This is a genomic window from Phenylobacterium sp. LjRoot225 (assembly GCF_964252855.1).
In the GTDB taxonomy this organism is placed as follows: domain Bacteria; phylum Pseudomonadota; class Alphaproteobacteria; order Caulobacterales; family Caulobacteraceae; genus Phenylobacterium.
Map to the genome: position 1 here is coordinate 251872 of NZ_CAXUPL020000003.1, position 20171 is coordinate 272042.

19 protein-coding genes and 1 riboswitch are annotated in these 20171 nt (G+C 69.0%); of the genes, 15 read left to right on the forward strand and 4 right to left on the reverse strand.

Annotation, left to right across the window (positions count from 1 at the left end; translation table 11 throughout):
- Nucleotides 1-316 precede the first annotated feature (316 nt).
- From hemE to ACSQ2B_RS16355, 5 genes are all read left to right on the forward strand, one after another.
- Nucleotides 317-1375, forward strand: a complete 1059-nt coding sequence (hemE, locus tag ACSQ2B_RS16335; protein ID WP_436051456.1) for a uroporphyrinogen decarboxylase — start codon at nucleotides 317-319, stop codon at nucleotides 1373-1375.
- Complete coding sequence (gene hemH, locus ACSQ2B_RS16340) at nucleotides 1372-2406, forward strand: ferrochelatase (protein ID WP_436051458.1); 1035 nt, start codon at nucleotides 1372-1374, stop codon at nucleotides 2404-2406. The genes hemE and hemH overlap by 4 nt, the downstream gene beginning before the upstream one ends.
- On the forward strand, nucleotides 2403-2867 hold the full coding sequence (locus ACSQ2B_RS16345; RefSeq protein WP_436051460.1) for a CopD family protein: 465 nt from the start codon (nucleotides 2403-2405) through the stop codon (nucleotides 2865-2867). The genes hemH and ACSQ2B_RS16345 overlap by 4 nt, the downstream gene beginning before the upstream one ends.
- 242 nt (nucleotides 2868-3109) lie before the next feature.
- On the forward strand, nucleotides 3110-4513 hold the full coding sequence (gene rho / locus ACSQ2B_RS16350; RefSeq protein ID WP_436051462.1) for a transcription termination factor Rho: 1404 nt from the start codon (nucleotides 3110-3112) through the stop codon (nucleotides 4511-4513).
- Nucleotides 4514-4705: 192 nt separating this feature from the next.
- Nucleotides 4706-5446 carry a methyl-accepting chemotaxis protein gene (locus ACSQ2B_RS16355; RefSeq protein WP_436052585.1) on the forward strand — a complete coding sequence of 247 codons (741 nt, stop codon included), beginning with the start codon at nucleotides 4706-4708 and terminating at the stop codon, nucleotides 5444-5446.
- 94 nt (nucleotides 5447-5540) lie between these two features.
- On the opposite strand, the gene ACSQ2B_RS16360 is transcribed toward ACSQ2B_RS16355, so the two are convergent.
- Nucleotides 5541-6515, reverse strand: coding sequence for a quinone oxidoreductase family protein (locus ACSQ2B_RS16360; RefSeq protein ID WP_436051464.1), 975 nt, complete (start codon nucleotides 6513-6515; stop codon nucleotides 5541-5543).
- The gene (locus ACSQ2B_RS16365) at nucleotides 6515-7210 is read right to left on the reverse strand and encodes a dienelactone hydrolase family protein (RefSeq protein ID WP_436051465.1); all 696 of its coding nucleotides are present in this window, start codon (nucleotides 7208-7210) and stop codon (nucleotides 6515-6517) included. Before ACSQ2B_RS16365 ends, ACSQ2B_RS16360 begins: the two co-directional genes overlap by 1 nt.
- 350 nt (nucleotides 7211-7560) lie before the next feature.
- Between ACSQ2B_RS16365 and ACSQ2B_RS16370 the strand changes: the two genes are divergently transcribed.
- From ACSQ2B_RS16370 to ACSQ2B_RS16395, 6 genes are all read left to right on the forward strand, one after another.
- On the forward strand, nucleotides 7561-7803 hold the full coding sequence (locus ACSQ2B_RS16370) for a DUF6489 family protein (RefSeq protein WP_436051466.1): 243 nt from the start codon (nucleotides 7561-7563) through the stop codon (nucleotides 7801-7803).
- A complete protein-coding gene (mnmE, locus tag ACSQ2B_RS16375; RefSeq protein WP_436051468.1) occupies nucleotides 7800-9104 on the forward strand; it encodes a tRNA uridine-5-carboxymethylaminomethyl(34) synthesis GTPase MnmE in 1305 nt (434 codons plus the stop codon). The genes ACSQ2B_RS16370 and mnmE overlap by 4 nt, the downstream gene beginning before the upstream one ends.
- Nucleotides 9105-9386: 282 nt before the next feature.
- Nucleotides 9387-11237, forward strand: coding sequence for a tRNA uridine-5-carboxymethylaminomethyl(34) synthesis enzyme MnmG (gene mnmG / locus ACSQ2B_RS16380; RefSeq protein WP_436052587.1), 1851 nt, complete (start codon nucleotides 9387-9389; stop codon nucleotides 11235-11237).
- Nucleotides 11238-11250: 13 nt separating this feature from the next.
- Nucleotides 11251-11880: a 16S rRNA (guanine(527)-N(7))-methyltransferase RsmG gene (gene rsmG / locus ACSQ2B_RS16385; protein ID WP_436051470.1), complete on the forward strand. Its 630-nt coding sequence runs from the start codon at nucleotides 11251-11253 to the stop codon at nucleotides 11878-11880.
- Entirely contained in the window at nucleotides 11864-12688 is an 825-nt protein-coding gene (locus tag ACSQ2B_RS16390) for a ParA family protein (protein ID WP_436051472.1), read from the forward strand. The genes rsmG and ACSQ2B_RS16390 overlap by 17 nt, the downstream gene beginning before the upstream one ends.
- A 10-nt stretch (nucleotides 12689-12698) precedes the next feature.
- On the forward strand, nucleotides 12699-13613 hold the full coding sequence (locus ACSQ2B_RS16395) for a ParB/RepB/Spo0J family partition protein (RefSeq protein ID WP_436051473.1): 915 nt from the start codon (nucleotides 12699-12701) through the stop codon (nucleotides 13611-13613).
- 10 nt (nucleotides 13614-13623) lie between these two features.
- Here ACSQ2B_RS16395 and ACSQ2B_RS16400 read toward each other — a convergent pair whose 3' ends face one another.
- Nucleotides 13624-14160, reverse strand: a complete 537-nt coding sequence (locus tag ACSQ2B_RS16400) for a methylated-DNA--[protein]-cysteine S-methyltransferase (RefSeq protein WP_436051475.1) — start codon at nucleotides 14158-14160, stop codon at nucleotides 13624-13626.
- A 227-nt stretch (nucleotides 14161-14387) separates the two neighbouring features.
- Nucleotides 14388-14594, reverse strand: a complete 207-nt coding sequence (locus ACSQ2B_RS16405; RefSeq protein ID WP_436051476.1) for a DUF1674 domain-containing protein — start codon at nucleotides 14592-14594, stop codon at nucleotides 14388-14390.
- 104 nt (nucleotides 14595-14698) lie between these two features.
- On the opposite strand from ACSQ2B_RS16405, the gene ACSQ2B_RS16410 reads away from it, so the two are divergent.
- The 4 genes from ACSQ2B_RS16410 to purH all read left to right on the forward strand — a co-directional run bounded on the left by ACSQ2B_RS16410 (nucleotide 14699) and on the right by purH (nucleotide 20167).
- Complete coding sequence (locus ACSQ2B_RS16410; protein ID WP_436051478.1) at nucleotides 14699-15988, forward strand: RsmB/NOP family class I SAM-dependent RNA methyltransferase; 1290 nt, start codon at nucleotides 14699-14701, stop codon at nucleotides 15986-15988.
- 68 nt (nucleotides 15989-16056) lie between these two features.
- Nucleotides 16057-16719, forward strand: coding sequence for a ribulose-phosphate 3-epimerase (gene rpe, locus ACSQ2B_RS16415; protein ID WP_436051480.1), 663 nt, complete (start codon nucleotides 16057-16059; stop codon nucleotides 16717-16719).
- 11 nt (nucleotides 16720-16730) lie between these two features.
- The gene (locus ACSQ2B_RS16420; protein ID WP_436051482.1) at nucleotides 16731-18461 is read left to right on the forward strand and encodes a heparinase II/III family protein; all 1731 of its coding nucleotides are present in this window, start codon (nucleotides 16731-16733) and stop codon (nucleotides 18459-18461) included.
- Between the two features lie 7 nt (nucleotides 18462-18468).
- Nucleotides 18469-18550: riboswitch (ZMP/ZTP riboswitch) on the forward strand.
- A gap of 24 nt (nucleotides 18551-18574) precedes the next feature.
- Nucleotides 18575-20167, forward strand: a complete 1593-nt coding sequence (purH, locus tag ACSQ2B_RS16425; protein WP_436051483.1) for a bifunctional phosphoribosylaminoimidazolecarboxamide formyltransferase/IMP cyclohydrolase — start codon at nucleotides 18575-18577, stop codon at nucleotides 20165-20167.
- The last annotated feature ends 4 nt before the right edge of the window (nucleotides 20168-20171 follow it).

Below are 20171 nucleotides of genomic sequence, written 5' to 3' on the forward strand. Positions count from 1 at the left end.
TACAGGACGGGTATGGCCGCCGGTAGGACCCCGGTCATCCCGCCATTCCTTAACGAAATCTTAAGCGAAAAAAGGGGTTGGCCGGCATCCCCGTAATCCACAGGGGCGGGAGAACCCGGCCACGCGGCGTTTGATAAGCTGGGGAGAAACGCCCTGGCGCCGTGGGGGCGGAGCAGTTGTCCACCTACTCGACAGGCTCTAACTCTCCCTTCCTCAATCCATTTAAATATTCTTAAGGTTTGAAGAGAGGCAGGCGAGCGGACGGATCTGACCGCCGGGCTTGAGCGATCGACCACAAAGAGATTTAACCGGGTCGATGACGCCTGCTCCCGATCAAATGATGCCCCGCCTGTTGCGCGCCCTGGCCGGGGAGACCCTGGATCGGCCGCCGGTATGGTTCATGCGGCAGGCCGGACGATCGCTTCCCGAATACCGGGAGCTGCGGGCCAAGGCGCCGGACTTCATCGCCTTTTGCCACAATCCCGAGATGGCCGCCGAGGCGACCCTGCAGCCGATGCGCCGCTTTCCGTTCGATGCGGCGATTGTCTTCGCCGACATCCTGCTGATCCCTCGGGCGCTGGGGCAGGATGTCTGGTTCGAGGCCGGGGAGGGGCCGAGACTTGCGCCGCTGCCGCCGATCGCGGCGCTGGCGGAACAGATCGAGGCGTCCACCGGCCGGCTGGCGGACATCGGCGAGACCCTGCAGCGGGTCCGCGCCGAGCTCGAGCCGGATCGGGCGCTGATCGGCTTTGCGGGCGCGCCCTGGACGGTGGCGACCTATATGATCGAGGGACGCGGCTCGGATCGCGCGGCGGCGCGCGCCTTCGCCTATGCCGAGCCAAAGGCACTCGACGCCCTGCTCGAGGTGCTGGTCGAATCGACGGCGCGTTACCTCGTCATGCAGGCCCGGTCGGGCGCCCAGGCGCTGAAGCTTTTCGAGAGCTGGGCCGAGGGGCTGGCGGAGGATGTGTTCGAGCGCGTGGTCATCGCCCCGCATGCGGCCATCGTCGAAAAGGTCCGGGCGGCGGGGGTGACCGTCCCCTTCATCGGCTTCCCGCGCGGGGCAGGGGCGCTTGTGGAGGCCTATGCCGAGGCTGTGCCGGTGGAAGGGGTGGCGTTGGACACCCAGGCCACCGCGGCCCTCGGCCGTCGCCTGCAGGCCCAGGGCAAGACCATCCAGGGTGCGCTCGACAATCTCCTGCTGCGGCAGGGCGGGCCGGCGCTGGACGCGCGTGTGGAACAACTGCTCGAGCAGTGGGGGAAGGGGCCCTACATCTTCAACCTCGGCCACGGGGTGCTGCCGGACACGCCGATTGCGCACATTGCGCGCGTCGTCGAGCGGGTGACGGGCAGGCACACCTGGGCCGATGCATGAAGCTCGCCATCGTCCTCTTCAATCTCGGGGGTCCGGATGGTCCGGCGGCGGTTCGGCCCTTCCTGACCAATCTGTTCCGCGACCCGGCGATCATCGGTCTTCCGGCGATCGTGCGTCAGCCGCTTGCGGCGCTTATCGCCAAGCGGCGGGAGAAGGTCGCCCAGGCCAACTACGACCTGATGGGCGGCGCCTCGCCCCTGTTGCCGGAAACCCAGGCCCAGGCGGCGGCCCTGGAGGCCGAGCTGAAGCGCCTGGCGCCGGACGTCGACGCTCGCGTCTTCATCGCCATGCGTTACTGGAACCCCTTCGCCGCCGAGACGGCCAGGCAGGTGGCGGAGTTCGCGCCGGACGAGGTCGTGCTTCTGCCGCTCTATCCGCAGTACTCGACGACCACGACCGGATCGTCGCTGAAGGACTGGTACGCAGCCTACAAGGGCCCAGGACGATCGCGCGCGATCTGCTGCTATCCCACCGCCGACGGCCTGGTCGAGGCGCATGTCCAGGCGATTCGGCGCCTGTGGGAGAGCGCGGGCTCGCCTGCGAACCTGCGGTTGTTGTTTTCGGCCCATGGCCTGCCGCAAAAGGTGATCGACGCCGGCGACCCCTACCAGGCCCAGGTCGAGGCGACGGCGGGCCGGATCGCCGGGCGCCTGCCCGAGCTGACCGACTGGCGGGTCTGTTTCCAAAGCCGGGTGGGCCCGCTCAAATGGCTCGCGCCGGCGACCGACGCTGAGATCCGCCAAGCAGGCGCCGAGGGGAAGGGCGTGTTGATCGTTCCGCTCGCCTTCGTGTCGGAACATGTCGAGACCCTGGTCGAGCTCGATCATGAGTACGCCAAGCTGGCGCACGAGGTCGGCTGCAGGCCCTATCTGCGAGCCCCGACGCCGGGGGTACGCGAACCGTTCGTCCAGGAACTCGCCCAGGCGTCTCTCGTGGCGCTGAGCCGGTTCGGGGACGCCCGGCCGCACGGACCGTGGCTGTGTCCGGCGGGTCTTTTCAACTGCGCCTGTGACAGAGAGGAGCGGCGATGACCCACTGGCTGATCGCTCACTACGACCTGCTTCGCGGTCTCCATATCCTGGCGGTGATCGCCTGGATGGCGGGCCTGCTCTATCTGCCGCGCCTCTACGCCTACCACTCGACCGCCACGGCCGGCTCGGAGCTGGACCTGACCTTCCGGGCGATGGAAGCCAAGCTCCTCAGGATCATCATGAACCCGGCCTTCGTTCTGGCCCTCGTGTTCGGCCTGGCCCTGATCTGGGTCGATGGCCATATCCGCGGCTGGCGGTTCCTGGAGGAGCCTTGGATGGTTGTGAAGCTCGCCGGGGTCCTTTTCCTCACCGGCTGGCATCACTATCTGGCGGTGGCGCGCAAGGCGTTCGCCGAGGGCCGCAACGAGCGGTCCAACAAGTTCTGGCGGATGACCAACGAGCTGCCCTTCCTCGCGGCGATCGCCATGGTCGTCGCGGTGACCACGGAATTCGGGAAATAAGACACGTCCCTCAAGGGCGGATATTCCGGATCGGCTTGACGCCGCTGGCCGCCTGTGGTTCGGATCGCTCCACGCGTCGGCGAACTGCCCGGCGCGCCCCGCATCTTTTCCGGCCGCCCGCGCTGTAGGCGCAGGCACGCCGGCTCCCAACGAGACGACCACATCAGCGCTGAACGCGCTCCCAGCTTTATGAGGCCGCGCCCGGAGTCCGTCCGCGAGCCGCCTTCAACGAGTCAGATTCAATGCAAGACGATATTCTCGCCACCGCCGAGGTTCTGGAGCCGCAAGCCGGCGAGGCCCAGCCCGTGGAAGATCCCAACAACGCTTCGGAATCCGCCGAAGAGCCGTCGGAAGTCACCTCCGCGATCGCCTCCATGGGGCTCACCCGGATGAGCCTGCAGGAGCTGAAGGACAAGTCGCCCGCCGACCTCCTGGGTTTCGCCGAGACGCTGGAGATCGAGAACGCGAACTCCATGCGCAAGCAGGACATGATGTTCGCGATCCTGAAGACCCTCGCCGAGGAGGGCGTGGAGATCTCGGGCTCGGGCACGCTCGAGGTGGTGTCGGACGGCTTCGGCTTCCTTCGCTCGCCCGAAGCCAACTACCTGCCGGGTCCGGACGACATCTACGTCAGCCCCTCGCAGATCCGGAAGTTCGGCCTGCGGACGGGTGACTCCGTCGACGGCGCCGTGCGTGCGCCGCGCGAAGGCGAGCGCTATTTCGCCCTGGTCAAGGTCGACCAGATCAACTTCGAAGCCCCGGAGAACGTCCGCCACAAGGTGCTGTTCGACAACCTGACGCCGCTCTATCCCGACGAGCGCCTGCGGATGGAGATCGACGACCCGACGCTGAAGGACCGGTCCGGCCGGGTGATCGACATCGTCGCCCCGCTCGGCAAGGGCCAGCGCTGCCTGATCGTCGCCCCGCCGCGGGTCGGCAAGACGGTGATGCTGCAGAACATCGCCAAGTCGATCGAGCGGAACCATCCCGAGTGCTATCTGATCGTTCTGCTGATCGACGAGCGCCCGGAAGAAGTCACCGACATGCAGCGCACCGTGAAGGGCGAGGTGGTGTCCTCGACCTTCGACGAGCCGGCGACCCGCCACGTGCAGGTGGCCGAAATGGTGATCGAGAAGGCCAAGCGCCTGGTCGAGCACAAGCGCGACGTGGTGATCCTGCTGGACTCCGTGACCCGGCTCGGCCGCGCCTACAACACCGTGGTTCCGTCGTCCGGCAAGGTGCTGACCGGCGGTGTCGACGCCAACGCCCTGCAGCGCCCGAAGCGCTTCTTCGGCGCCGCGCGGAACGTCGAGGAAGGCGGCTCGCTGACCATCATCGCCACCGCCCTGATCGACACCGGCAGCCGGATGGACGAAGTCATCTTCGAAGAGTTCAAGGGCACCGGTAACTCGGAACTCGTGCTCGACCGGAAGGTCGCCGACAAGCGGATCTTCCCGGCCATCGACGTGCTGAAGTCCGGCACCCGGAAGGAAGAGCTGATCACGCCGAAGGAACAGCTGCAGAAGACCTACATCCTGCGCCGGATCCTCAACCCGATGGGCGCCCAGGATGCGATCGAGTTCCTGCTCGACAAGCTGCGCCAGTCGAAGTGCAACGACGACTTCTTCCAGTCGATGAACACCTGACGTGCGGCCGGACAGGCCGGCGCGATGACCGCGCGGCCTGTCTGAGCCACCGTAAGTCGGCTGCCCAAGGGGCAGGCGGCGGCGCCCCCGGATTTTGCACTCGCACCGTGCAAGGGTGTTTTTGACATCCCTATGCGGGCAGGACTCGCGCTTAGGCGCCTGTCCGGGCAGCGATCTCCGCCGGAGGTGGAGATGATTGTCGCCAATGAAGATCGCCGGCAGGAAGGCTCATCGTCCCGTGGGGACATCGACCGGACTGCGCTTGGCGCCCTGATCAACATCGCCGGTCGGCAACGGATGCTGTCGCACCGCGCCGTCATGTTTCTCGCGCTGAGCCAGATGCCCGACGGGCAGGCGGATGACCTGCTCGTGTCCGCCGGCGAGGCCCTGGCCAGCTTCGAGGCTGGGGTGCGTCTGTTGCTTCACGGGGACCCTGAGCAGGCGATCCCGCCGCTGTTCTCCGATCGCGTCCGCGCGCTCTTGTCAGGGCGTATCGAGGGACACGGCCGTGGTGCGGAGGTGCTGGCGTCGTTCGGCGCGCGCGGCGCGGCCTGTTTGCAACGGCTGAAAGCCGGGGAGGGGAGCTGCGGCGGTGAGATCCGGGCGCTCGCCGACCTGGCCGGGGCGGTTCTGCTTCCGCTCCTGAACGGGATCGTCGCGGCGTTCGAGCAGGATCTCGCTGAAGCCCTGAGAGCGGAGGCGGAGCGAGCGGCGGACATCCGCCTCGTGATGACCGGCGCGCTGGATGACATCGAACAGACGGCGACGCGGATCCGGCTGATCGCCTTCAACGCCCTGATCGAAGCGGCCCGGGCGGGAGACTCCGGTAGGGCCTTCTCGGTCATCGCCGAAGAGATCAAGAACCTCGGCGCTCAGACCCGGGAGGAGTCCGCCAAGATGCAGGCCGCGATGGCGCGGCTGTTCGCGGCATGACCCACCCGTTCTAGTGGAGAACGTGGTTTGACTAAATAAAGCGTGTTTCACGTGAAACACTACTGGGTCGTGCCGCGGCGCAGGGACCTTGCCGCTACTCTAGGGTGAGCAAGGTCGCCCCGTTGGTGTGGCGCCCCTCGAGCGCCTCGTGCGCCTTGGCCGCCTTGGCCAGCGGGTAGGTCTGACCGATGGCGATACGGATCCTACCCGAGCTGACCATGTCGAACACGGCAGCGGCGCTCGCGTCGAGCTCCTCGGTTGTGGCGACATAGTCGGCCAGCGTCGGCCGGGTGAAGAAGAGCGAGCCGGCGCGCATAAGGCGCAGGGCCTCCACAGGCGGCGGGGATCCCGAAGCGTTGCCGAAGCTGACGAACAGGCCGCGCCGGGCGAGGCTGCCCAAGGTTCCTTCGAAGGTGTCCTTGCCCACGGCGTCGTAGGCGACCGCGACGCCCTCGCCATCGGTGAATCGCCGGACCTCGGCAGCGACGTCCTGGTCCCGATAGAGGATGACGTGGTCAGCGCCGAGGCTGCGCGCGATCTCGGCCTTGGCCGCGCTGCCGGCGGTGGCGATGACCGTGGCGCCGATCGCCTTGGCCCACTGGGTGAGAAGCTGGCCGACGCCGCCTGCCGCCGCATGGATCAGCACGGATTGGCCGGACTTCAGCGGATAGGCTCGCCGCAGCAGGAACTCCGCGGTCATCCCCTTGAGCAGGACCGCGGCGGCCGTCCTCGCATCGATCCCATCGGGGACATGTACGGCGCGCGCCTCCGCGAGGGTCTTGGCGTCGGCATAGGAGCCCGGCGACCCCATGGCGTAGGCGGCGCGGTCGCCCACCTTGAATCGGGTGACGCCGTCGCCGACGGCCTCCACGACGCCAGCCGCCTCCTGGCCCAGACCAGAGGGCAGGGGCACGGGATAGAGGCCGCTGCGGTGGTAGGTGTCGATGAAATTCACCCCGACCGCCTCGTGGCGGATCAGGATCTCTCCGGGGCCGGGCGTGGGCGTCGGAACATCCTGCAGCTCGAGGACGTCGGGACCACCGGTCCTGTCGAAGCGGATCGCGCGCATTAGAAGAGGTACTTTCGGAAGAAGGCCAGCGAGCGCTCGCCGGCGAGGCTGGAGGCCAGGGCGTCATAGTGCTGGCCGCCAGTGCGCGCGAAGCCGTGGTCGCGGCCCGGATAGGTGTGGATCTCGACGAAGGCGTGATCGTTCAGCGTGTTGATGATCTTCGCCTGAGCCTCCTTCGGCACGAAGCCGTCTTCCTCGGCGATATGCATCAGCACAGGGCGTTCGAGGGTCTCGGCCTCGGCCAGGCGGCTGTCGATGCCCACGCCATAGTAGGCGACCGAGGCGTCGACGTCGGTGCGTGTCGCGGTGAGATAGGCAAGCAGGCCGCCCAGGCAGAAGCCGACGGCGCCGACCTTGCCGGTGCAGGCTGGATCCTGCCGTATGCTCGCAATCGTCGCGGCGATGTCCTTGATTCCGGTGTCGACGTCGAAGGCGTTGAACAGCCCGAACGCCCGCTGCCACTCAGCGTCACTTTGGTCGGTCAGCTGGATGCCCGGCTCGATCCGCCAGAAGAGGTCCGGGCAGACGGCGAGGAAGCCCTGGGCCGCCAGCCCGTCGGTGATCTCGCGCATCACCTGGTTCACGCCGAAGATCTCTTGGATCACGACGACCGCGGCGCTGGGCGCCTGCGCCGGCCGCGCCAGATAGGCCGAGAAGGAGCCGTCCGGCGTCGTGACGGTCGTTTGTTCGCCCATGGGGATCTCCCGTTCCAGATGATCAGCAAGCTAAGAGCGCGCTGCAGAAGTGGATACCCGTTTTGCGGCGAGAACGCGCTCCAACTTCGAACGAGAGCCATTCCTGGCCGTTTAGCTTTCCGGATCGGGAATGGCTCTAGTGTGCTGGATCTGAAGTTCGCCAGCATCTGGGTCGCGCGCCGTGGTGAACTTCAGATCTAAAAAGCACACTAGAAACTTGCACTTGCTAGTGTCCTTCTCGATTCCGAAGCTCGTCGGAGCCCGCCACAAGCGCCTGCGAACTTCGGAATCGGGACACTAGCGCGACGAGCCCTTGAACGACCATAAGGAATGCGAAGGAGCACCTGCCGATGAAGATGATCGTGGAGATTGACTGCACCCCGGAAGAGGCCCGCCGTTTCCTGGGCCTGCCGGATGTGAGCGTCCTGAACGAACACATCGTCAGCGAGATGCAGAAGCAGATCGGATCCAACATGGCCATGCTGGCGCCTGACGAGTTGGTGAAGAACTGGATGGCCTACGGCCAGGGCGCCCAGGAGCAGTTCCGCAAGCTGATGGAAGCCGGCATGAGCGCTGCTGCGACGAAGAAATGAGAGACACTATCTTCGCGCCGGCGACCGGCTCGGGCCGGGCTGCGATCGCTGTGGTGCGTTTGACGGGGCCCAGGACGGAGGTCGCGCTCAGAACCCTTGCCGGGGGCTTGTCCGCGCCGCGTCGGGCCAGCGTACGGCGGCTGTTCACGCCGGCAGGCGCGGAGATTGATCAGGCCCTGGTGCTCTGGTTCCCGGGGCCGGCGAGCTACACCGGCGAAGATGCTGCGGAGTTCCACGTCCATGGCGGGCGCGCCGTTGTCGCCGCCCTGGTCGAGGCCCTGTCGTCGATCGGTCTGCGCCTGGCGGAGCCCGGCGAATTCACCCGACGCGCCTTCGAGGCGGGCAAGCTCGATCTGACCCAGGCCGAAGGGGTCGCCGACCTGATCGACGCCGAGACCGAGGCGCAACGCCTGCAGGCCCTGGCCCAGCTCGACGGCCGGTTGTCCGGGGCCCAGGCTCGCTGGCGCGAGGCGCTCACGGAAGCCCTGGCCCTGTTCGAGGCGGCCGTGGACTTCCCGGACGAAGAATTGCCGCAGGATGTGGCGCAGCGTGCGCAACCCGTCCTGGCGCTGCTGATCGCCGAAATCGAAGCCGCTGCGGCGGACGTCGCGCGTGGCGAGCGGATCCGCGAGGGATTTCGGATCGCCCTGATCGGCGCGCCGAACGCCGGAAAGAGCACATTGCTCAACGCGCTGGCGAAGCGCGAGGCGGCGATCGTCACCGCCATTCCCGGGACCACGCGGGACATCATCGAGGTTCCGCTCGAGCTCGGCGGTTACAAGGCGATCGTCGCCGACACCGCCGGGCTGCGGGAGACGACCGACGAGATCGAGGCGGAGGGCGTGCGGCGTGCGGGCGCCTGGGCGGACACCGCGGACCTCCGCATCTGGCTGGTGGACGGAACCGCCGACAGCACCCCGAACGCCCCCACGAGCCTGCGGCCGGAGGACATCATTCTGCTCACCAAGCGGGACCTGGGCGAGGGGAGGCTGGACCTTCCGGGCGCGCCATTCTCGGCGCGCAGTCCAAATGACGTCGCCTGGCTGGAGAGCACGCTCGCAGAACGGGTGGTCACAAGTCTGACCGGTGCGGAGCCCCCGGCGGCAACCCGTCTGCGCCATAAAGTATTGCTGGAGGAGGCGGCGGCGCGGCTAAGACATGCAGCCGAAGAGGTGGACGCCCTCGAGCTGGCCGCGGAGGATGTACGTCTCGCCTGTCGCGCGCTGGACCGTATCACGGGGCGGATCGACCCGGAGGAGGTCTTGGGCAGGATCTTTTCGACCTTCTGCATAGGCAAGTAGTTCCGAAGGTTTTACTCGGTCATCTTCGGTTCTGGAAAGTACGCCCAGGTCCTGGCGTAACGTTGTTTCACGTGAAACAAGGTTCTTATCCACAGGTTCGTGTTTCACGTGAAACATAGCTGCGTCCTCTAAAGCAGAGCTGTGCGAAATTCAGGCGCCGGGTCTGGCGCGAAGTTTCACGTGAAACAAGCTCCGTCCCCAGGTGAATTCCTTCCGACGATCCGCTATATAGGCCGCCTCGCCCCCGCCTGCCGGGGGCGTCTGTGCTTGGAGCCCGGACGTCTGGTGAGCTGGGACGTGATCATCATCGGGGGCGGACACGCCGGCTGCGAGGCCGCCGCGGCGTCGGCGCGCGTCGGCGCGCGCACCCTGTTGCTAACGCACAAGATCGAAACCCTCGGCGAAATGAGCTGCAATCCGGCGATTGGCGGCCTCGGCAAGGGTCACCTGGTCCGGGAGATCGACGCCCTGGACGGGCTGATGGGCCGGCTGGCCGACAAGGCCGGCATCCAGTTCCGCATGCTCAACCGCTCCAAGGGCGCGGCGGTCCGCGGTCCGCGCTCGCAGATCGACCGCCGGCTCTATCGCGAGGCGATGCAGGCCGAGCTCGCCGCAACCCCTAACCTCACGGTGCGGGCCGAGGCGGTCGAGGACCTGATCATCGAGGACGGCCGGGTCGTCGGCGTGGTCGGCGCTTCGGGCGAAGCCTACGCCGCCGGCCGGGTGGTGCTGACCACGGGGACCTTCCTGAAGGGAATGATCCACCGCGGCGAGGAACGCATCCCCGCTGGGCGTGTCGGGGACGCCCCGGCGATCGGCCTGTCCGACCGGCTCTATTCGCTGGGCTTGCGCATGGGCCGGCTGAAGACCGGGACGCCCGCCCGGCTCGACGGGAGCACGATCGCCTGGGGCCAGCTGGAAATGCAGGCCGCGGATGCGGAGCCTGTCCCGTTCTCATTCCTGACGGATGCGATCACGACCCCGCAGATCCAGTGCGGCATCACCTACACCACGGCCGAGACCCATCGGATCATCGCCGAGCGGCTGTCGGAGTCGGCGGTCTATGGCGGACGGGTTTCGGGCAAGGGCCCACGCTACTGCCCCTCGATCGAGGACAAGGTCGTCCGTTTCGCCGACAAGACCAGCCACCAGATCTTCCTGGAGCCGGAGGGGCTGGACGACGACACCGTCTATCCGAACGGCGTCTCGACCTCGGTCTCGGCGGAGACCCAGGACCTGTTCCTGCGCACCATCCCGGGTCTCGAGCAGGTGCGGGTGAAGCGCCACGGCTACGCGATCGAATACGACTATGTCGATCCGCGGGAGCTCTATCCGACGCTGGAGGTCAAGGCGCTGCCCGGCCTCTACCTCGCCGGCCAGATCAACGGCACCACCGGCTATGAAGAGGCCGGCGCCCAGGGGCTGGTCGCGGGCCTGAACGCCGCGCGCGCGGCCTCGGGCGCCGAGCCCTGCGAGTTCGCCCGGGACGAAGCCTATATCGGCGTGCTGATCGACGACCTGGTCACCCGGGGCGTCACCGAGCCCTATCGGATGTTCACCAGTCGGGCGGAGTTCCGGCTGACGCTGCGCGCCGACAACGCCGACCAGCGGCTCACCGCCCGGGGCGTCGAACTCGGCGTGGTGGGCGCCGAGCGCGCGGCCGCCTTCGGCGCCAAGGCAACGGCCCTGGCCGCGGCCCGCGGCGCGGCGCGTACGTTCAAGCTCAGCCCGGCGGAAGCCGCCCGGGCCGGACTGCCGGTGAAGGCTGACGGCCAGCGACGGAATCTGCTCGAACTGCTGGCCTATCCGACGATCAGCTTCGACGACCTGGCGGTGATCTGGCCGCAGGCGGCGGAATGGTCGCCGGCGGTGCGCGAGCAGCTGGAGATCGACGCCTCCTATGCCGGCTACCTCGACCGCCAGGCGGCCGACGCCGAGGCCTTCCGCCGTGACGAGGACCTGCGGCTGCCGGCCGATCTCGACTATGCCGGCGTCGGCGGCCTCTCGAACGAGGTGCGCGAAAAGCTCGCGGCCGTGCGCCCGTTGACCCTTGGCCAGGCCGCGCGGATCGAGGGGGTGACGCCCGGGGCGCTGACCGCCCTGCTGGCCCATGTTCGCCGCCGCGCCGCCTGAGGCCCGCCGCAGGATGGACGTCACCGACGCGGAAAGCTTCGCGCGCGCGACAGGCGCCACGCCTCAGCAGATCGCTGACCTCGAACGCTTCCAGGTGATGCTCGCCGACTGGAACGAGAAGATGAATCTCGTTGGCCCAGCGACCCTGGACGTCTTCTGGAACCGCCACGCCTGGGACTCCGCCCAGCTGCTGAAGCTGGCGCCGGACGCCCTGGTCTGGGCGGATCTGGGGGCAGGGGCCGGCCTGCCGGGCCTGGTGCTGGCGATCCTCGGCAAGGGGCGGCCCGGCTTTCACGTCCATCTCGTCGAGAGCATGGCCAAACGCTGCCGTTTCCTCTCGGAGGTCGTAGGCGCGCTGGAGCTGCCGGCCACCGTTCACAACGAGCGTGCGGAAAACCTGCAGCTTGCTGTGGACATCGTCACCGCTCGCGCTTGCGCGCCGCTCGTTCGCCTGCTCGGGTACGCGAGGCCTTACCTCAAATCTGGCGCGCTCGGCCTGTTCCTGAAGGGACAAGATGTAGCGGCGGAGCTGGATGAGGCCGCTAAATCTTGGGAGTTCGAGGCGGATACGATACCGTCTCTCAGTGATCCCCGAGGCCAGGTCGTGCGCGTAAGGAGACTGGGTCGTGCCCGAAAAGTCTGACCGGCCGCTGCGCGTCCTCGTGATCGCCAACCAAAAGGGCGGCGTGGGCAAGACGACGACCGCCATTAACCTGGGCACCGCGCTCGCCGCCGTCGGCGAAAAGGTGCTGCTGATCGACTCCGATCCCCAGGGCAACGCCTCGACCGGCCTCGGCGTCGGCCGGGCGCTGCGCAAGAACACCCTCTACGACGTGCTGATGGGCGAAAAGCCGATCGACGCCGCGATCGTGAAGACCGCCCTGCCGGGGCTCGACCTGGTCCCGGCCGATCCGGATCTCTCCGGCGTCGAGCTGGAGCTCGGCCATCAGGCCCGGCGGTCGTTCAAGCTTCGGGACGCGCTGGAGCCGTTGCGCACCCGGGGCGGCTACACCTATGTCCTGATCGACTGCCCCCCGTCGCTGAACCTGCTGACGGTCAACGCCATGGCCGCCGCCGACGCCGTGCTGGTGCCGCTGCAGTGCGAGTTCTTCGCCTTGGAGGGCCTGTCGCAGCTGATGCGGACGATCGACCTGGTGCGCGGCAGCCTCAACCCGAAGCTGGAGATCCAGGGCATCGTGCTGACCATGTACGATCGCCGAAACAGCTTGTCGGAACAGGTGGCGCGTGACGTGCGCGGCCATTTCGGCGAGACCGTCTACCAGACGGTGATCCCACGCAACGTGCGGGTCTCCGAGGCGCCGTCCTTTGGCAAGCCGGCGCTCGTCTATGACCTGAAATGTGCGGGGAGCCAGGCCTATCTGAAGCTCGCCCGCGAGGTGGTGCTGCGCGAGCGGGCGCGGCGCCAGGAACTTGCGGCCGGCGCGGCCTGAGGAGATGACGATGGCTGTTACGGAGGGCCGCAGGGGACTGGGTCGGGGACTGTCGGCGCTGCTCGGCGAGGCCGAGGTCGAGGACGCCGCGGACGCCGCGGCGGCGGCGGAAGGTCGGCCGGCTGCGCGCGAACCCGGGCTCGAGGGCGCTCGCGAGATTCCGATCGAGCTGATCCACCGCAATCCCGGCCAGCCGCGGCAGCACTTCTCCGAAACCGAACTGGCGGAGCTGGAAGAGTCGATCCGCACCTCCGGCGTGCTGCAGCCGATCCTCGTGCGGCCGTCACCCGACCGCGCCGGGGAATACGAGATCGTCGCCGGGGAGCGGCGCTGGCGTGCGGCCCAGCGGGCAGGCGTCACGGCCATTCCCGCCCTGGTGCGCCAGCTTGGCGACGACCGCGCCTATGAGATCGCCATCGTTGAGAACGTGCAGCGCGAAGACCTCAACGCCATGGAGGAGGCGCGCGCGTACGAAAACCTGATGGGCCGGATGAGCTACACCCAGGAACAGGCGGCCAAGGCCGTCGGCAAAAGCCGAAGCCACCTGGCCAACACGCTCCGCCTGCTGCAGCTGCCCAGTCCGGTCCAGGACCACGTCCTGAACGGCCGGCTCTCGGCGGGTCACGCGCGGGCCATTCTCGCCAGCGACGACCAGGAGACCGTGGCCGAGCACGTGGTCTCCCGCGGCCTGTCGGTGCGCGACACCGAAGCCCTGGTTCGCACCAAGGCGGCGGGCCCGAAGAAGGCCTCGGGTCCACGCCGCCCCGCCAAGGACGCCGACACTGCAGCGCTGGAAGCCGATCTCGAGGATGCGCTGGGCATGAGCGTCGACGTCGCCGATCGCGGCGGCGCCGGCGAGGTGCGGATCCGCTACGCCAGCCTGGAACAGCTCGACGAGATCTGCCGGCGGCTGACGCGGGTCTGACAGGCGCGCTTCAGCCGAACAGGTCCGCCTGCGCCGCTGCGGCCGCGCCCTCGATCGCCAGCAGCTTGAGCTTGGTTGCGGCCCCGCCGGGCGCGGAGAATCCGCCGAGCTTGCCGCCCGCCGCCGTCACCCGGTGACAGGGCACCACGATCGGCCAGGGGTTCTTGCCCAAGGCCTGGCCGACGTCGCGCGCCAGCCGCTTGTCGCCGAGCCGTTCGGCCACCTCGCCATAGGTCAGGGTTTGACCCGGGCGAATGTCGCGGGCGATTGCATAGACCCGGGCGTGGAACTCCGGCGTGTCGGCCATGTCGAGCGGCGCTCCGGCGAAGTCTGGCCTGCCGCCGGCGAGCAGGTCGCAAATGTCGGTGATGACGGCGGCGATCTGAGGCGGCGGTTCAGCTTCCTGGCCGTCCGGCAGCTTCCGCTTCAGCGCGGCAAGGACGGAGCTGCGTTCGCTCTGCGGGAGCCGCACCGTGGCGAGCCCTGCGGGCGTCCAGCCGACGGCGGCCCAGCCGAGCGACGTCTCGAAGATGGTGTAGTGGGTCATGGCGCGAACATAACTGCCGCCGCGCCGACCTGCTGGCGGTTATCGGACGCGGTTGCCGCCTCCCCACTGTCGTCCCGGTTTCGCGAAGCGAAGACCGGGAACCATGAACACGGCATCATGAGATTTCGCGCAGCCTCGCCGCGGGCCGCCTTCGTCTTCTGTGTTCATGGGTCCCGGATAGCCGCTGCGCGGCTTCCGGGATGACAAATGAAAATGAATGCGCGCGCCTAGAAGTCGACGGCGATGCCCTTGCGTTCCCAGTCGCCGAAGCGGGTGGGCTCGGGGCCGCGGGGGCCGCCTTGCTCGGCGGCGAGGGCTTCCGCAGCCGCGGCCTCGGCCTGGCGGCGAGCTTCGGCTTCCTCGAGCGCGCGGCGGGCGGCGGGCGTCAGCACCTTGTCCGGCGCGGCGTTGGGCGGGGTCTCCATCGGTCTCATTTAGGTCGAGCGCGCCGGAAAAGCCAGCGTCGCCAACGTCAGCCCGGGCCGCCTGACGCGCAAAGTCCTTGCGCCGCAAGCGCTGAGGGGGCACCCCGGCGCGGGTGAGCCAGTCCGAACCGCAAGACACCGCAGGCCTTCCTGCCCGCGCCGCCGCCCTCGACCTCCTGACCGCGGCGCTGTCGCGACGCGCCGGGCTGGAGGAGGGGCTCAACCACCCGTCGCTTGCGGCCTTGTCGCCGCGGGATCGGGCCTTCGCCCGTGCGTTGGTGATGGCGACCCTGCGTCGGCTGGGCCCGATCGACCAGGCGCTGCAGGAGCGCGTCGCCAAGGCCCCGCCGGACCGCGTCGTGCAGATCCTGCGCCTTGGCGTCGCCCAGCTCTTCGTCCTGCAGACGCCGGCTCACGCCGCCGTCTCCAGCTCCGTCGACCTTGCGCAGCAGCACAACCAGAGCCGCGCCTTCAAGGGCCTGGTGAACGCCGTGCTGCGCGCCCTGACCCGCGAGCCGCCGAAGCTTGACGATCCCGAGCGGCTGGCGCCGCCCTGGCTCTACGCACGCTGGACCGCGGCCTTCGGCGTCGACGCCGCCCGCGAGATCGCCGCCCAGATCGCCGAGGAGCCTGCCACCGACCTGTCGCTGAAGGATCCGAGCGAGGCCTCGACCCTCGCCGTGGAGATCGAGGGCGAGGTGCTTCCCGGGGGTTCGGTGCGCACCAGCCGTCGTGGCGACGTCTCCACCTGGCCTGGCTTCGCCGAGGGCGGCTGGTGGGTGCAGGACGCCGCCGCCGCCATTCCCGCCCGGCTGCTGGACGTCCAGCCCGGCCAGGCGGCGCTCGACCTCTGCGCCGCCCCGGGCGGCAAGACGCTGCAGCTGGCCGCCGCCGGCGCCCAGGTGACGGCCCTCGACAAATCGGCGCCGCGGCTGACGCGGCTCTCCGACAACCTTGCCCGCACCGGTCTCGCCGCCGAGGTGGTGACGGCGGACGGCGCGACGTGGCGTGACGGGCGCAGCTTCGACGCGGTGCTGCTGGACGCGCCCTGTTCAGCGACCGGCACCTTCCGCCGCCATCCAGATGTGCTCTGGGCGGCCAAGCCCGGCGACGTGGCCAGCCTCGCGGCCGTGCAGTCGCGGCTGTTCGATGCGGCGGCGACCCGGGTGAAACCCGGCGGCCGGCTGGTCTACTGCGTCTGCTCGCTGGAGCCCGAAGAAGGCGAGGCCCAGGTCGAGGCCTTCCTGCAGCGCCATCCCGACTTCGCGATCGATCCGATCACGGCCGGAGAGGGCGGGTCGCCGGACGCCAGCCGGCTTTCGGAGGGGACGCTGCGGATCCTGCCGCACCATCGCCCCGGCGGTCTCGACGGCTTCTACGCCGCCCGGCTAAGGCGCAGCTGAGCGTTCGCGCCAGAGCGCCGATGCGACAACTCTGGCGGGCGGGCGCGCATCAGATTATGCCGTCTCCCATGTCTGTGTCGCCGATCATCGCACCCTCCATCCTTGCGTCCGATTTCTCGCGCCTGGGCGAAGAAGCCCGCGCCGTCGAGGCGGCCGGCGCGGACTGGCTGCATGTCGATGTGATGGACGGTCACTTCGTGCCGAACATCACCATCGGTCCGGACGTGGTGAAGGCGCTGAAGCCGCACGTGAAGATCCCCTTCGACGTGCACCTGATGATCGCCCCGGTCGATCCCTATCTGGAAGCCTTCGTCGCCGCCGGCGCCGACATCCTCAGCGTCCACCCCGAATCCGGCCCGCACCTGCACCGCACGGTCCGCCGGATCCGGGAGCTGGGGGCCAAGGCCGGCGTGGTGTTCAACCCGTCGACCGATCCGTCCGCCATCGAATGGATCATCGAGGACATCGACCTGGTGCTGGTGATGTCGGTGAACCCCGGCTTCGGCGGCCAGAGCTTCATCACCTCGCAGCTCCGCAAGGTCGAGCGCCTGCGCAAGATGATCGACGCCAGCGGCTGCGACATCATCCTGGAGGTCGACGGCGGGGTCACGCCGCAGACCGCGCCGTCCTGCCTGTCCGCGGGCGCGACGGCCCTGGTGGCCGGCAGCGCCGTCTTCCGGGGCGGACCCGACAAGTACGCCGCCAACATCCACGCGCTGCGCGGCGGCTGAGAGCGGGGCGCATGGCGGGAGGTTCAGTCATCGACCGACTGCCCGGCCGCCACGTCGCCATCGCCGTCGGCCTCGCGGCGCGGCGCCGGCTGGGCCAGGAGTGGGCCGGCACCCCGCTGCACCGCTGGATGCTCGCCCGCGGCCGGCCTGAAGGCTTCGCCGCCATCCCCAGGGACCTGCGCCCCGCCAGCCTGAGCGCCGGGCGCCAGATCCTCGCCGGGGCCTTCGTCCTCGCCGGCGAGACCATGGCGCCGGGCGTGCGCGGCGATCCCTGGAACCGGCCAAGCCCCAGCCGCCGTTTCGCCGTCGTCCTGCACCGGTTCGGCTGGATGCGCGACCTGCTGGCCGCCGGACCTGACGGCGCCACGGAGGGGCTGCGGCTGACGCTCGAATGGTCGCACACCTTCGGCCGCTGGAACGCCTTCGCCTGGAGCTCCGAAGTGCTGGAGCGGAGGGTCTACAACCTGGCCTGCGCCGCCCGGGCCATCTGCTCGCGGGCTTCGGATGCGGAGGCGGCGCGCATTGCCCTCGACCTCTGTCGCCAGGCGCGCCGGTTGCTGCAGATCGACGACGGCCCCGCCCGAGCGGCAGAGCGGGCGACCGTGGCGGCGATCGCCGGCGCAGCTCTATCCGGACGGGCCGGCGAGCGGCTGCTCGGCCAGGGGCTGGCGCGTCTGAAGCGCGTCTTGCCGATCACCGTCACGCCGGACGGCGGCCATGCCTCGCGCAATCCGCAAGCGGCGCTCGAGCTCTACTTCGACCTCTCCACGCTGGACGACGCCCTGGCGCAGCGCGGCCTCTCGGCGCCTGAGGAGCTGTTGCGCGCCATCGACCGCCTGTCCGGCGCGGTGCGGTTCTTCACCCTGGCGGACGGCCGGCTTGCCGCCTTCCAGGGTGGAGAGGAATGCGAGCGGACCTATGTCTCGGCTGCGCGCGCCCAGGATGAGGCTCAGGACCGCGCCGCGCCGGCCGCCCGCAACGGCTATCACCGGCTGGAGGCCCGTTCGCTGCAGATCTGCGCGGACTCCGCCCCGTCCGCGTCCGGGCCCTGGAGCGTCGCCGCCTGCGCCCAGCCTTTGGCGATTGAAGTGCTCGTTGGACAACGGCGGCTGATCGTCGGCGGCGGCTGGTCGCCGGAGGCCCAGGCGCCTCAGGCCATGCGGCTGGTGGACGCGGCCTCCACCGCCTCCATCGGCGACGCAGCCTGCGGCGAGCCGTTGCGCGGCTTCGCGGCCAAGGTGCTGGGCCCGCGGCTCACCGGCGCCGTGCACCGCATCGAGTCCCGTCGGCACGAGGCGCCCGGCGCGCTCTGGCTGGAGCTGGCCCACGACGGCTGGGTCGAGCGGTTCGGGCTGCGGCACGAGCGGCGGCTCTACATCGACGTCGAGGCCGACGAGTTGCGCGGTGAAGACAGCTTTGTACCGGTCGGTCCAGTGAAGCCGAATGGGCGGCGCTTCGTGCCCTTCATGGTCCGCTTCCACCTGCACCCGGACGTCCAGGCCCAGATCGCCCGGGACAAGAAGAGCGTCCTTTTGAAGCCTGAAGGCGATGACCGGGGTTGGTGGCTGCGCAACGACGCCGTCGAGGTCGTGCTGGAGCCGTCGTTGCACTATCGGCTGGGCCAGCCGCGCCGCTCGCAGCAGATCGTCCTGCGCGGCCAGGCGCGCATCGCCGAGGGCGCACGGCTTCGCTGGAAGCTCTCCGCCGCCGCGCGCGTTGACGCCGGCATAACCGCGTCTTAAGTCCCGCCTCATCCTGCGTGACTGGCGATGTAAGGTGGGCGACCACCGGGGAGCGCAGGACTCATCCGCCGCTCGCCTGGGCATTTTCCTTAAGACCCCGCAAGGAGAACGCCATGCCTGCTGCTCCCGACTTCCCCGCCGCGCCCGACCGCGCCCCGATCCGCCGCGCCCTGATCTCGGTCTCGGACAAGGCCGGCCTGATTGACGCCGCCAAGGCGCTGGCCGCCATGGGCGTCGAGCTCGTCTCCACCGGCGGCACCCGCAAGGCGATCGCCGACGCCGGCCTGTCCGTGAAGGACATCTCCGAGCTGACCGGCTTCCCTGAGATGATGGACGGCCGGGTGAAGACCCTGCACCCGGTGGTGCACGGCGGCCTGCTCGGCGTGCGCGACGCGCCCGAGCACAAGAAGGCCATGGAGGAGCACGGGATCGGCGGGATCGACCTGGTCTACGTCAATCTCTATCCGTTCGAGGCGACCATCGCGGCTGGCGCGGACTATGCGACGGCCATCGAGAACATCGACATCGGCGGCCCGGCGATGATCCGCTCGGCGGCCAAGAACCACGGCTATGTCGCCGTCTGCACCGAGATTGCGGATGTCTCGGAGGTGCTCGCCGAACTGGAGGCCGAGGGCTCCACAAGCCTGGACCTGCGCAAGCGGCTGGCGGCCCGCGCCTACGCCCGCACCGCGTCCTATGACGCGGCCATCTCCGGCTGGTTCGCCAAGGAGCTGGGGGACGAGGCGCCGCGGCGCCGCGCCTTCGCCGGCGAGCTGGTGCAGACCATGCGCTACGGCGAGAACCCCCACCAGAAAGCGTCCTTCTACCGCTTCGCCAATCCGCGGACCGGGGTCGCCACCGCCAAGCAGCTCCAGGGCAAGGAGCTCAGCTACAACAACATCAACGACACCGACGCGGCCTATGAGCTGATCGCCGAGTTCGATCCGGCCGCCGCGCCGGCCTGCGCCATCATCAAGCACGCCAACCCCTGCGGCCTGGCGACCGGCGGCTCGCTGCTGGAAGCCTACGAGCGGGCGCTGGCCTGCGACCCGGTCAGCGCCTTCGGCGGCATCGTCGCCCTGAACAGCAGGCTGGACGCGGCCACCGCCGCCAAGGTGCTGGAGACTTTCACCGAGGTGGTGATCGCCCCGGATGCCGACGAGGACGCCGTCGCCCTGTTCCGCAAGAAGAAGAACGTCCGCCTACTGACGACAGGCGGCCTGCCCGACCCGACCGAGGCCGGCGACACCTTCCGCTCGGTGGCCGGCGGCTTCCTGGTGCAGAGCCGCGACACTGCGCGTCTCACCCCCGCCGACCTCAAGGTGGTGACCGAGCGCGCGCCGACCGAGGCGGAAATCCGCGACATGCTGTTCGCCTTCACCATCGCCAAGCACGTGAAGTCGAACGCCATCGTCTACGCACGGACCGGCCAGACCCTGGGCATCGGCGCGGGCCAGATGAACCGCAAGGACAGCGCCCGCATCGCCGCCTTGCGCGCCGCCGACTTCGGCCTGGACCTGACCGGCTCCGCCTGCGCCTCGGAAGCCTTCTTCCCCTTCCCGGACGGCCTGATCCAGGCCGCTGACGCCGGCTGCACCGCGGTGATCCAGCCCGGCGGCTCGATCGGTGACGAGAAGGTCATCGAAGCGGCCAATGAGCGCGGCCTGGCCATGGTCTTCACCGGCGTGCGGGTGTTCCGGCACTGACGAC